Raw genomic sequence first — 14,234 nt, 5'->3', positions numbered from 1 at the left:
ATCCTTAATTTAAATAAAAAAATAAGTTAAAAGTGGCTGTTTATTTGAAGTCAGTTATCTTTGTTATAAAAAAACCAGAAAAAGAACCAAATAAAAATGGATAAAAATAGTAAAAGAAGCGAAGCGTTATTGTACCACGCAAAACCTACTCCAGGTAAAATTCAAGTAGTGCCAACCAAAAAATATGCAACCCAAAGAGATTTGTCTTTGGCTTATTCTCCAGGAGTTGCAGAACCGTGTTTAGAAATTGCAAAAGATATAAATAATGTTTATAAATATACTGCAAAGGGAAATTTAGTAGCAGTAATTACAAATGGAACTGCCGTTTTGGGGCTTGGAGATATTGGGCCAGAAGCTTCAAAACCAGTTATGGAAGGAAAAGGTTTATTGTTTAAAATATTTTCAGATATTGATGTGTTCGATATAGAGATTGGAACAAAAGATATTGAAGAGTTTATTCAAACAGTAAAAAATATTGCACCTACTTTTGGTGGAATTAATTTAGAAGACATAAAAGCACCAGAGTCATTTGAGATTGAACGCAGATTGGTCGAGGAGCTTAATATTCCTGTAATGCACGATGATCAACATGGAACAGCAATTATTTCTTCGGCAGCATTAATCAATGCTTTAGAGTTGGCTAATAAAAAAGCCGAAGACGTAAAAATGGTGGTTTCTGGAGCAGGATCAGCTGCAATTGCTTGTGCTGATTTATATGTTTTGTTAGGCGTTAAAAGAGAAAATATTTTAATGTTTAATAGTAAAGGGCTTCTAACAAAAGATAATCCTGCTTTGTCTGTATTGCAATTGAAATATGCTAAAGATGGCGCATCTGTAAGTTTAGAAGAGTCGTTGAAAGGAGCTGATATTTTCTTGGGTTTGTCAACTGCAAATGTAATGACTCCACAAATGTTGTTGGGTATGGCTGAAAATCCAATTGTTTTTGCAATGGCAAATCCTGATCCGGAAATCGCTTATAATTTGGCTATTTCTACAAGAAAAGACGTTATTATGGCTACTGGTCGTTCTGATCATCCTAATCAAGTGAATAATGTACTTGGATTTCCTTATATTTTTAGAGGGGCACTTGATGTTCGAGCTACAAAGATAAACGAAGAGATGAAAATGGCTGCTGTTAAAGCACTGGCCGCATTAGCAAAAGAAAGTGTGCCTGAACAGGTTAATGTAGCTTATGGAGCCACCAAATTAGTGTTTGGTAGAGAATATATTATTCCAAAACCGTTTGACCCAAGATTAATTTCTGTTGTAGCTCCAGCTGTTGCAAAAGCCGCCATGGATTCTGAGGTTGCTTTGAATCCCATAACTGATTGGGAAAAATATAAAGAAGAATTGTTGGATCGTTTGGGTAACGATAACAAAATGATTCGTATGATTACCAATCGCGCTAAAACAGATCCTAAAAGAGTAGTTTTTGCAGAAGCAGAACAATTGGATGTTTTAAAAGCAGCTCAAATTGTTTATGAAGAGGGGATAGGTTTTCCAATTTTATTAGGAAATAAAGAAATTATTTTAGAGCTGAAAGCTGAACTTGGCTTTGATGCCGATTTACCTATAATTGATCCTAAACTAGCACAGGAAGATGAAAGAAGAACCCGATATGCAACTAAGTTTTGGGAGACAAGACAACGCAATGGGGTGTCGCTTTATGATGCTGAAAAGTTCATGAGAGAGCGAAATTATTTTGCTGCAATGATGGTGAATTTAGGTGATGCTGATGCGTTGGTATCTGGGCATTCTAGAAGCTATCCTTCTGTAGTAAAACCAATGTTGCAAGTTATTGGTAAAGCACCCAATGTTTCTTTGGTAGCTACCACTAATTTAATGATGACCAATCGTGGTCCTATGTTTTTATCTGATACTGCAATAAACGTTAATCCTTCGGCTGAAGACTTAGCAAGAATTGCATTAATGACCGCTAATACAGCACGAATATTTGGAGTTGAGCCAGTAATTGCGATGGTGTCCTATTCTAATTTTGGTTCATCTATAAATAAAACGGCTTCTAAAGTGAAAGAAGCAGTAGCTTATTTGCATGAAAATCATCCTGATATTATTGTCGACGGTGAAATTCAAGCAGATTTTGCTTTAAATCCAGAAATGCTTACCGAAAAATTTCCTTTTTCAAAATTAGCCGGTAAAAAAGTAAATACTTTGATTTTTCCAAACTTAGAATCTGCTAATATTACCTATAAGTTGATGAAAGAGTTAAACAAAATTGCTTCAATTGGGCCTATAATGATGGGAATGAATAATCCTGTGCACGTATTCCAATTGGGAGCAAGCGTTGAGGAAATGGTTAATATGGCTGCAATTGCTGTAATCGATGCTCAGGAAAAAAACTTGAGAATGAAGTAATAATATTAAGAATTGCACTAAAATCTGATTTGAGATTTTAAGACTGAATTGTATACTATTGGTTTTTACTTATAACGTGAATTCTTAAGACCTTACAATTTGTCTTTTAATCTCAAATTTTATTATATTTGGACAGATAAAACATTTATGATAGCACATTTACAAGGAAAATTAGTAGAAAAAACACCTACCGATGTAGTAATAGACTGTAATGGAGTTGGGTATCATGTAAATATTTCTTTGCATACCTATTCATTACTTCCTAATACAGATTTTATAAAATTATTTACGCATCTTCAAATTAAAGAAGATGCGCATACTTTGTTTGGTTTTGTAGAAAAATCAGAACGAGAGATATTTAAAATGCTGTTGTCTGTTTCTGGAATTGGAGCTAGCATAGCCCGTACGATGCTTTCTTCATTGGAACCAAAACAAATTATTAATGCCATTGCCTCTGGAGATGTAGTTACTATTCAAAAAATTAAGGGAATCGGTAGTAAAACTGCACAACGGGTTATTCTTGATTTGAAAGAAAAAGTGTTAAAATTATATGATTTGGATGAAGTTTCCATGCTTCAAAGCAATACAAATAAAGATGAGGCGTTATCTGCTCTAGAAGTCCTAGGCTTTGTTCGAAAAACATCAGAAAAGGTAATTGAAAAAATCGTCAAAGAAGACCCAGAGGCTACAGTGGAAACTATAATAAAAAGAGCTTTAAAAAATTTATAAAAGGTGACTAGTAGCCGAATTGATATGCATAAAATTTATATTTTTTTGCTGGTATTTTTTTGTGGTATTTTATCACAGGCTCAAGCGCAAGAAGTAGTTCAGGATACTGTAAAAAAAGGCTATGATGTTGGTGAACTTCAATTAGCAAATCCACAAAGTATATTATCAGCCTATACTTACGATCCTGTTACGGATACTTATGTTTATACTAATTCTATAGACGACTTCAATATCAATTATCCTATTGTTTTGACTCCAGCTGAGTACGAGAAATTGATGTTAAAAGAATCTATGAATAGTTATTTTAGCAAAAAATTAGCTGCTATTGATGGTAATAAAGAAGGAAGCGAAGCCGCCAAAAAAGATTTATTGCCCAGATATTATATTAAATCGGGACTTTTTGAGTCCATTTTTGGAAGTAATACCATTGATGTAAAACCAACGGGATCGGTAGAAATTGATTTGGGTATGCTGTATACCAAACAGGATAATCCCGCATTTTCTCCCCGAAATCGTACCAATACTGCATTCGATTTCAATCAAAGAATAAGTATGAGTTTGCTTGGAAAAGTAGGTACACGATTGCAAGTTAATGCCAATTTTGATACTCAATCTACTTTTGCTTTTCAAAATTTATTAAAATTAGAATATACCCCTGCCGATGACGATATTGTACGCAAAATCGAAGTTGGTAATGTCAGTATGCCTTTAAACAGTACTTTGATACAAGGTGCTCAAAGTTTATTTGGTGTAAAAACGGAATTACAGTTTGGTAAAACAACTGTGACAGGAGTGTTTTCTGAGCAAAAATCTCAAGCCAAAAGTGTTATCGCTCAAGGAGGAGGTACGATTCAAGAATATGAATTATACGGTTTGGATTATGATAATGACAGGCACTTCTTTTTATCCCAATATTTTAGGGACAAATATGATTCTTCACTAAAAAAATATCCTTTTATTGACTCAAGGGTACAAATAACAAGGCTGGAAGTTTGGGTCACCAACAAACAAAACCGAGTAAACACGACCAGTAATAATTTAAGAAATATTATTGCGCTTCAGGATTTAGGTGAAGCTCAAATTACGGGACTGTTAGAAAATAAAATTGTAGTTCTGAATCCTTCAACGGGAATGTTTGTTAAGCCTATAGATACTCCAACAGACAATGCTAATAACTTATATAATCCTGCTTTAATTGATGGAAAGGTAAGTAAGGGGTTGCTAAATTCGAAAATTCGTGAAATAGTGACTGCTAATGAAGGATTTAATCTTGATGCTACGGGGTCTCCTGTTCCTCTTAAAATTACCGAAGGTCAAGATTATTCTAAATTAGAAAATGCCCGTAAGTTATTGCCAAATGAATATACTTTTAATACACAATTGGGGTATATATCTTTGCAACAGAAATTGGCAAATGATGAGATTTTAGCTGTTGCCTATGAGTATTCTATTGGAGATAAAGTATATCAAGTGGGTGAATTTGGAAATGATGGTGTTGAAGCTACTGTGGTAGGTGGAAACCAACCTTCAAATCAAACGGTTGTTTCTCAGACTTTAATTTTAAAAATGTTGAAAAGCAGTTTGACAAATGTTTCAAATCCTGTTTGGAATTTGATGATGAAAAATATTTATCAAATCCCCGGTGCCTACCAATTAATTCAAGATGATTTTAGATTAAATATATTATATAAAAATCCATCAGCCTTAAATTATATTACACCGGCAAAAGACGCTGCTGGAAATTCAGTGCCCTTTCCATTAAACCCTTTGCCTGAAAACACAGTAGAAAATACAACTTTGTTGAAAGTTCTAAATGTTGATAAGCTAAATTTTAATAATGATCCTCAAACTGGAGGAGATGGTTTTTTTGATTTCATTCCTGGATTAACTGTGGATACCCAAAATGGTAGAATTATTTTCACAAGTAAAGAGCCTTTTGGTGAATTACTGTTTAATAAGTTAGATGATCCAAACTCTCCACGAAATTATGATGATGTAACTACGTATAATGATAATCAAAAAAAATATGTAAATCCATACATGTATCGAATAACTCAAGCGGGTGCCATTCAAAATCCAGAGGTGAATAAATTTCTTTTGAGAGGAAAGTTTAAATCGGTAGGTGGTGATGGTATTTCTATTGGGGCATTTAATGTTCCTCAGGGGTCTGTTAAAGTCGTAGCTGCTGGGAGGGTTTTACTAGAAGGTGTAGATTATAGTGTCAATTATCAATTGGGGAGAGTCCAGATTTTAGATCCTTCTTTGCAAGCGTCTAATACTCCTATCGAGATTTCATTAGAAAATAATTCTGTTTTTGGCCAACAAACTAGGAGGTTTTTTGGGGTTAATGTTGATCATTTAATTTCTGAAAATTTTATGGTTGGGGCTACTTTTTTAAATATGAAAGAGAAGCCTTTTACTCAAAAATCAACTTATGGTCAAGAATCAGTAAATAATAGTATTTTCGGATTACACGGAAATTATTCCTCTCAAGTGCCCTTTTTTACCCGTTTGGTTAATAAACTGCCTAATATAGATACTGATGTGCCATCTAATATTTCGGTAAGTGGTGAATTTGCTTATTTGATGCCCAATGCATCAAAAGGAGATCAATTTCAGGGAGAATCTACTAGTTATGTAGATGATTTTGAAAGTTCTCAATCTTCAATAGATTTGCGTTCTCCTTATGCTTGGAGTTTGTCGTCAACGCCAACCAATGAAAATGCTCAGAAACCAACAGATTATGGCTTTAATGCTACTGCCACTGATTTGAGCTATGGATTTAAAAGATCGAAATTATCTTGGTATTCTATCGACCCCGTTTTTTATACGTCAAAACCATCTGGAATTTCAAATGATGATTTATCATTGAATACGACTAGGAGAGTTTATAGTGAAGAATTGTACCCTTTGACCGATATTGTTCAGGGACAATCCCTTGTTGTAAATACATTGGATTTGAGTTTTTATCCCAAAGAGCGCGGACCTTACAATAATTCGGCCACTTTTGGCGATACACCCAAAGAGAATTTTGGAGGTATAGTGAGATCGTTAAGTGCTACAAATTTTGAACAAAGTAATGTAGAATATATTCAGTTTTGGGTTATGGATCCTTATGTAGGAGAAGGAAAGATTCCACAATCAAATACAGGAAAAGTCTATTTTAATCTTGGAGAAATTTCAGAAGACATTTTAAAAGATGATCGAAAATTTTATGAAAATGGATTAGGACCAAATCAGATCATTGCAAGTCCGTTGCCAGGGAAAGCAAATTGGGGTAATGTACCTGCTTCTCAATCCTTAATTTATGCTTTCGATAATAATGCAGGTAATCGTGTCAATCAGGATGTTGGATTGGACGGACTTCCTTCTAGTGAAGAAGCAAAGATCTATGATGTGTATGCCTCAGACCCTGATCCAGCAGGGGATAATTATACCTATTATTTAAACACAACTGGTGATATATTAAATCGTTATAAAAATTACAACGGTGTCGATGGGAATTCAAATGTTAATATCGATTCTCCCAATAGAGGTTCTTCGACAGTTCCAGATGTAGAGGATGTCAATAGAGATAATACTATGAACACAATCAATGCGTATTACGAATACAGTATTGATATGAAACCCAATATGGAAGTTGGTCAGAATAACATTTCGGATGTTCGAAACACAGTGGTAACATTGGCCAATGGTAGTACAACAGAAGCACGATGGATACAGTTTAAAATACCAGTTGCTTTGCCACAAAACATCATTGGTGAAATTTCGGATTTTAGATCTATACGTTTTATGCGAATGTTTATGACTGATTTTTCGGATCAGGTTACTTTGCGTTTTGGTGCCTTAGATTTAATTAGAGGAGAATGGAGACGTTATACCCAAGCATTAGATTTTAATGATTTGAATGTTAATGATGATGGGACTATTTATGAAACAGCATCCGTAAATGTCGAAGAGAATTCTAATCGATGTCCAGTAAATTATGTTAGTCCCCCAAGTGTTGTTAGGGAACAATTGTATAATAATAACACGGTTATCAATCAAGATGAGCAATCTCTTTCGATGAAAGTTTCTGGCAAAGGACTGGAACCTTTAGATGGTAGAGGAGCATTTAAGAACTTTAATATTGATATGCGTCAATACAATAAACTCAAAATGTTCTTGCATGCTGAGTCATTGCCTGATGAAAAAGTTTTAGAAGACAATCAAATGGTTGCTTTCTTACGTTTTGGTGCCGATTATTCTAATGATTTTTATCAAGTTGAAATTCCTTTAAAAGTTACTGTAGCTTCTTCTTCGGGTGGAAGTAATTGTGCTCCATTGAGTTCAGAATTGGTTTGGCCTACTGAGAACGAAATTGATTTGTCATTAGAATTATTAACACAATTAAAGTTGAAATCTTTAAAAATTGACAAATCAACTTTACCTACTGATGGTATATATTATTCCGATGATGATCCTACACAAGTTGGAGGAGATGGAAATAGTAAACTTCGTTTAGGAATCAAAGGAAATCCAAATTTAGGTTTGATCCGAAATATAATGTTGGGGGTTAAAAGTAATGAACCACATGATGCCATTAAAGGGGAAGTTTGGTTTAACGAACTTCGTTTAGCCGATATGGACAATAAAGGAGGTATGGCAGCTTTGTTAAACGTAGATACTAATTTTGCCGACTTGGCTACGGTGTCTTTTTCTGGAAACATGAAAAATATTGGTTTTGGAACAATAGAGCAAGGTCCAAATGAAAGAAGTAGAGAAGATATTCAGCAGTATAATGTTGTGACGAATATTAATTTAGGTAAATTTTTACCAAAAAAATGGGGAATAAATGTGCCTTTTAATTATTCCATTGGGGAAGAAATTGTTAAACCGGAATATGATCCGTTTTATGAGGACATCAAATTGCAACAAGTTTTGGATGATGCAGATACTAAAGCAGAAAGAAAATCAAAATTGAATCAGGCGATTGATTATACCAAGCGTAAAAGCATTAATTTTATTGGTGTTCGTAAAGAAAGAAATGCAGAACAAAAACCAATGCCTTATGATGTAGAAAACTTTACTTTTTCGCAATATTTTAATGAAGTGCAACGACATGATTTTGAAGTCGAAAAGAATTTGGATCAACAATCAAGAACTACTGTAGATTATGCTTTTGCTTTTCAACCCAAACCAATAGAACCTTTTCAAAAAACAAAATTTATGAAGAAAAGTAGTTATTGGAAGTTTTTGAGTGATCTTAATTTTAATTATTTGCCATCAAGTGTAACTTTTAATACAAATGTGGTAAGACAAAATAATGAACAACAATTTAGGCAGGTGGAAGATATTGGTATTGGTTTTGACCCGCTTTATCGAAGAAACTATGGCTTTAATTATCAATATGGTTTTAATTTTAATTTAACAAAATCCTTAAAAATTAATTATACAGCTTCATCAAGAAACCTTGTCAAAAGTTACTTGGATGAAAATGATCAGACTATAGATGGAGTAACAATTTGGGATCGATATTTTGATACGGGAACAGCTAATTTTCATATGCAACAGTTTGTTTTGAATTATGAGCTTCCATTGAACAAAATCCCTTTTTTGAGCTTTATTAAAGCTAATTACTCCTATACCGGTGATTATAGTTGGCAACAAGCTTCAGAAGCATTTGGGAAAGTTGAAAAAAATGGTCAGTATTATGATTTAGGAAGTACGGTTCAGAATGCTAAAACCACCAATTTTTCAACTACGTTTACTATGGATACCTTTTATAAATATTTAGGGATATCTAAAAATTCTTCTGCAGCTAAACCAAAAGTTGCTCAAGTACCAAAACCAGGCGAAAAAATCGTTAAAACGGATCCGTTAAAAAAGATCAATCAAAATCAATTTGTTGAAGGCCTGAAAGGAGTATTAACAAGTTTGAAAACTGTTAATTTAAGCTTTACGGATAATCAGGGTACAGTTTTACCTGGGTATACACCGGGTATTGGTTTTTTTGGTTCTTCAAAACCAACTTTGGGATTTGTATTTGGCAGCCAAAATGATGTTCGATATGAAGCTGCCAAAAATGGATGGTTGACCACTTATCAAGAATTCAATCAAAATTATACCAATGTTAAAAAACAAGAATTCAAAGGATCTGCGAATCTTGAGTTGACACCGGATTTAAAAATTGATTTATTAGGTGATCGTTCGTATTCTGAAAATTTTTCAGAACAATATGACGTTGGTGCTAATGGACAATATAATCCTAGATCGCCTTATAATTTTGGAATATTTTCTATTTCAACAATTTTGATACGAACTTCTTTTTCTACTAGTGATGAATTTAGTTCAACGGCATTTGATAAGTTTCGAGAAAATAGATTGGTAATTGCGAAAAGGCTAGCAACTGCAAGAGGAGGTATAGATGTTACCGATCCAGCACAATTAGATTCTAAAGGATTTCCTTTAGGCTACTCCAGTTCCAATCAGGCAGTTTTATTACCTGCTTTTTTGGCGGCTTATTCTGGTTCTAATGCAAGTAGTACTTCTACGAGTATTTTTAAAAACTTTCCATTGCCAAATTGGGCAATAAAGTATACTGGTTTGATGCGTTATGAGTTTTTCAAAAAGAACTTTAAACGTTTTTCTTTGCAACAAATCTATAGAGCATCTTATACCGTAAATTCTTTTAGGTCTAATTTTAAATATACTGAAAACCCTAATGGGAAAGATGATAGTGGGAACTATTTTAATCCTACTATTATGTCAAATGTTACTTTGGTAGAGCAGTTTAATCCATTAGTTAAATTGGATTTTGAATTAAAAAATTCTTTTAAAATTTTAACTCAAATCAATAAAGACAGAGCGTTGTCCATGAGTTTTGATAATAATTTATTAACGGAGGTTCATGGAATTGAATATGTAGTTGGATTAGGTTATCGAATTAAAGACGTAGTTTTCTCTTCCAGCTTGGCTGATAATCCGACTGGAGTTATTAAAAGTGATATAAATATTAAAGCCGATTTAACTTTAAGGGATAATCAAACCATTGTGCGGTATTTGGATTATAATAACAATCAATTAGGAGGAGGACAAAATATTTGGACATTAAATGTGACTTCTGATTATTCATTGAGTAAAAATTTGACAATAATATTTTATTATAATCATTCTTTTTCGAAACCAGTTATTTCTACATCCTTTCCATTGACTAATATTAGGTCTGGGTTTACATTTCGGTATACTTTCGGTAATTAATTTTTTAATTTCTAAAGTGTATATGTGTATAAGATTGTTACATTTGTACAAAAAAATAATTAATAATTTCAAATATCATTTTATGAGCATACCAGCAAATTTAAAGTACACAAAAGATCACGAATGGGTTAGTCTTGAAGGAGATGTTGCTACAGTGGGAATTACTCATTTTGCACAAAAAGAATTAGGGGATATTGTATATGTAGAAGTAGAAACATTAGATCAAACTTTAGAAAAAGATGAGGTTTTTGGTACTGTTGAAGCTGTAAAAACGGTATCTGATTTGTTTCTTCCTTTATCAGGTGAAATTATTGCTTTCAATGATGCTTTAGAAAGTACTCCAGAAAGTGTTAATTCGGATCCTTATGGTGCAGGATGGATGATTAAAGTAAAAATTTCTAATCCCGCAGAAATTGATGAATTATTGTCAGATGAAGCATATAAGGAACTTATAGGTGCCTAAATTTTTATTGTTTCTAGTTGCGTTATTTTGGACAGGGGTCGTTTCCTATTTTTGTTTGATAAAATCAAGTGAAATACCAAAAATTGAAATTCCAAATCTGGATAAATATGTTCATGTTTTTTTTCATTTCGTGTTTACTTTTGTTTGGTATTTATTTTTTAGAAAGCAATTGATTACGGAAAAAATTGTAAAACCATTGTTGTATTCGTTTTTGTTTTCTTTTACTTTTGGAATCACCATTGAAATTTTACAACAAACAATTACTACAACTAGAAATGCCGATATTTTTGATGTTATTGCAAATAGTACAGGGGCTTTGTTGTCGATTTCTTTTATAGTAATCAGTAATAAATTTAACTTTTTGAATTTCATTTTAAAAAAATAATTCCCACTTCGGTGGGTTTTTTTATTTTGAATGGATTGTTATAGAGGTCATATCATTCTAATAATGTAATTTTGCAAACGCTAACCTCTTAAATTTTATAGATGAATATTAAAGACTATTTAGATTCTACTTACTTAAAAACTAATACTCAAGCAGGTTTGAGTGAAAAAGATAATGAAACAGTAGTTCAAGGATTTATAAAAGAAGCAATTGACGAAAAATTTAAGTTGATTATGATTCGTCCTGATAGAGTTGCTTTGGCAAAAAAAATGATAGTAGAGGCGCAATCGAAAGTGTTAATTGGAACTGTAATTGACTTTCCTGGAGGTAATTCTGCATTAGATGAAAAATTAAAGGAAGCATTTGAGTGTATTCAAAATGGAGCTGATGAGTTGGATTATGTTTGTAATTATGAAGCTTTTAAAAATGGAGAAGTTGACTTGGTAAAAGAAGAGATTCTAAAAGGAACACGATTAGGTTTAGATCACAATAAAATTGTTAAGTGGATTATAGAAGTAGCTGCACTTAATGATTTGCAAATAGCACAACTTTCGGCATTGATAAAAAATGTGGTTATTTCTAATTTTAAAGAGTCTGATTATAATTCTGTTTTTGTAAAATCTTCAACTGGTTTTTTTGTTACTAAAGACAATTTGCCAAATGGCGCAACTGTTCCTTCAATAAAAATTATGCTTGAAAATAGTTTTCCGCTGCCCGTAAAAGCGGCTGGTGGAGTAAGGACTTATGACGAAGCTATAGAAATGATTGCTATTGGTGTAAAACGTATTGGAACTTCTGGTGCAAAAGCAATTGCAAATAGTGAAGAATCATCTACACAATATTGATTTGATATACATGCCCCAAATGAATAAATTCCTTTTATCTTTTTTTATTATTTTTAGTGTATTGTTTGTCAATGCTCAAAGTCCAATTTCAAAACAATTTGAGTCTTCAGATGATCGTTTTCCTGTTTTCTCTATTTGTTCCAATTTACAAGGAAAAGAGTTGGAAGAATGTTTTTATAATGAAGTCCAACAAATTGTATATCATAATTTTCAAGTGCCCGAATATTTAAAGAAAAGTCAATATTCAGGCGTTGTAAAAGTTCTTTTTGAAGTTGATGCTACGGGTAGGTTTAAAGTTATTGTTGTAAATTCTAACAATGAGGATTTAATCACTGAAACGAAAAAGGTTTTTTTAAATTTTCCAAAAATAGCACCGCCAACGTACAATGGGACTCCAACCTACTCTAAATTTAATTTGAAAATTGCTATTCCTTTGGTGTCTCCCGAGGAAAATGCTGCTGTTGCAAAGGCAAAAAAGGAAAATATTAATATTAATGAAGGGCTGACAGAATTGGATAGTATTGTATACAAACGTTTCGATAATCCGCAGTTTACTAGTCATCTCGGTATTCCTTTTTCTCATAGTTATTATGCTCAGTTTGATGCAGCAATAAATAAAATTGGAAGTAATAATCATACCGCCACTAAACCTTATACTTTTGCTGAAGTTGAAAAATATTATAATTTTCAAAAGGTTAATGCTAGTTTAATGAAAAACAAATCAGGGTGGTGGGGACGAAAAGTGTTTAATGAGAATTTAGCAGAGATACAAGGGGAAGGCTATTGGTTTGCATTGAATTTTTTGTTCAATGTGCAAGGTGGAATTTCAAATCCTAGTAAAACGGATTATACTTATGTAAATACTCGAGCTTTAAACTTTAAAGGAGGGCTTGGATCCCGTTTGAATTTTACCACTACTTTTTATGAAAGTCAAGGGCGTTTTGCAGATTATTACAATGATTATGCAAGATCAATAAAGCCTTCGGGGGGTAATCCTGCTGTAGTTCCAGGAATGGGTATTGCCAAAGAATATAATTCGGATTCATTTGATTTTCCTATGGCTGATGCTAATATTGTTTTTAATGCAGCCAAATATTTAGACTTACAATTAGGATATGGCAAGAATTTTATTGGTGATGGGTATCGTTCTTTATTTTTAAGTGATGGAACAAGTCCTTATCCTTTTTTTAAGATTGATGCCAATTTTTGGAAAATTAAATATACGGTAAATTATATGTGGCTAAAGGATGTTCGTCCAGATGTTACCGTAGAAAAAACGTATGCTTCAAAATATATGGTCAATCATTACCTGAGTTGGAATGTGTCAAATCGTTTGAATTTAGGTTTTTTTGAATCTGTAGTTTGGACCAATACCAATGGAAGAGGTTTTGATGCAAATTTCATTAATCCAATTGTTTTCTATCGTGCAGTTGAGTTTTCTTCTTCATCAAAAAGTGGAAATGAACTTTTGGGGTTAACTTATAAGTACAAATGGAATAATCAAGTAAACCTTTATGGACAATTTTTAATCGATGAGTTTTCTACTAGTGATATTGTTGGTGGTGATAACAGTTGGAAAAATAAATTAGGGTATCAATTGGGTGTTAAATATTTTAATGCATTCAAGGTGGATAATTTGCAATTGCAATTAGAATTCAATCATGTGCGCCCATATGTGTATTCGCATAGTGAACCAATTACAAATTATGCTCACAATAATCAAAGTTTAGGCCATCAATGGGGAGGTAATTTTCAGGAATTGGTGTTGTTGGGTTATTACACTAAAGATCGATTTTATGCCAATGCTAAATTTACTATTGGAACTCGTGGTTTCGATTTTGCAGATTCGGGAGCCAATTCTAATTATGGTGGAAATATTTATAGAGACTATGATGCCGATAGGTTTGCTGACACAGGTGTGAAAGTAGGTCAAGGAAACAAAACCAGTATTTTTATTTCAGATATTCAAGTTGGATATTTGGTTAATCCAGCAACTAATTTAAAATTTTTCGGAAATTTTCTGTTTCGTAATTTCGATCCTACTACAAATACAGCTACTGTTTATAAAAATCAAACAACTTGGTTTACTTTAGGCTTTAGGTCAGATGTGTTTAATGGGTATTTTGATTATTAAATTTATTTTGGCTTTCTTTAAGATTTTACATTTTGCTATAAAAACTGGTTAAAAAAGCTCTAT

The 14,234-nt window shown here is 32.8% G+C and carries 7 protein-coding genes; all 7 read left to right on the top strand.

Features of this window, described 5'->3' with window-relative positions:
• Window positions 1-96: 96 nt before the first annotated feature.
• The 7 genes from OYT91_RS11150 to OYT91_RS11120 all read left to right on the top strand — a co-directional run bounded on the left by OYT91_RS11150 (window position 97) and on the right by OYT91_RS11120 (window position 14,171).
• Window positions 97-2,376 (top strand): NADP-dependent malic enzyme, encoded by a 2,280-nt coding sequence (locus OYT91_RS11150; protein WP_281238017.1) that lies wholly within the window; start codon window positions 97-99, stop codon window positions 2,374-2,376.
• Between the two features lie 147 nt (window positions 2,377-2,523).
• The gene (gene ruvA / locus OYT91_RS11145; protein ID WP_269221724.1) at window positions 2,524-3,105 is read left to right on the top strand and encodes a Holliday junction branch migration protein RuvA; all 582 of its coding nucleotides are present in this window, start codon (window positions 2,524-2,526) and stop codon (window positions 3,103-3,105) included.
• 24 nt (window positions 3,106-3,129) lie between these two features.
• Window positions 3,130-10,344, top strand: a complete 7,215-nt coding sequence (gene sov / locus OYT91_RS11140) for a T9SS outer membrane translocon Sov/SprA (protein ID WP_281238016.1) — start codon at window positions 3,130-3,132, stop codon at window positions 10,342-10,344.
• Between the two features lie 82 nt (window positions 10,345-10,426).
• Entirely contained in the window at window positions 10,427-10,807 is a 381-nt protein-coding gene (gene gcvH, locus OYT91_RS11135; RefSeq protein ID WP_281238015.1) for a glycine cleavage system protein GcvH, read from the top strand.
• On the top strand, window positions 10,800-11,192 hold the full coding sequence (locus OYT91_RS17765) for a VanZ family protein (protein ID WP_349293163.1): 393 nt from the start codon (window positions 10,800-10,802) through the stop codon (window positions 11,190-11,192). The genes gcvH and OYT91_RS17765 overlap by 8 nt, the downstream gene beginning before the upstream one ends.
• A gap of 101 nt (window positions 11,193-11,293) precedes the next feature.
• Window positions 11,294-12,037 (top strand): deoxyribose-phosphate aldolase, encoded by a 744-nt coding sequence (gene deoC, locus OYT91_RS11125; RefSeq protein WP_281238014.1) that lies wholly within the window; start codon window positions 11,294-11,296, stop codon window positions 12,035-12,037.
• A gap of 19 nt (window positions 12,038-12,056) precedes the next feature.
• Complete coding sequence (locus OYT91_RS11120) at window positions 12,057-14,171, top strand: gliding motility outer membrane protein RemB (RefSeq protein WP_281238013.1); 2,115 nt, start codon at window positions 12,057-12,059, stop codon at window positions 14,169-14,171.
• Window positions 14,172-14,234 lie beyond the last annotated feature (63 nt).

It is taken from the genome of Flavobacterium praedii, from assembly GCF_026810365.1.
In the GTDB taxonomy this organism is placed as follows: Bacteria; Bacteroidota; Bacteroidia; order Flavobacteriales; family Flavobacteriaceae; genus Flavobacterium; species Flavobacterium praedii.
This window is presented reverse-complemented; position numbering and strand designations above follow the sequence as displayed.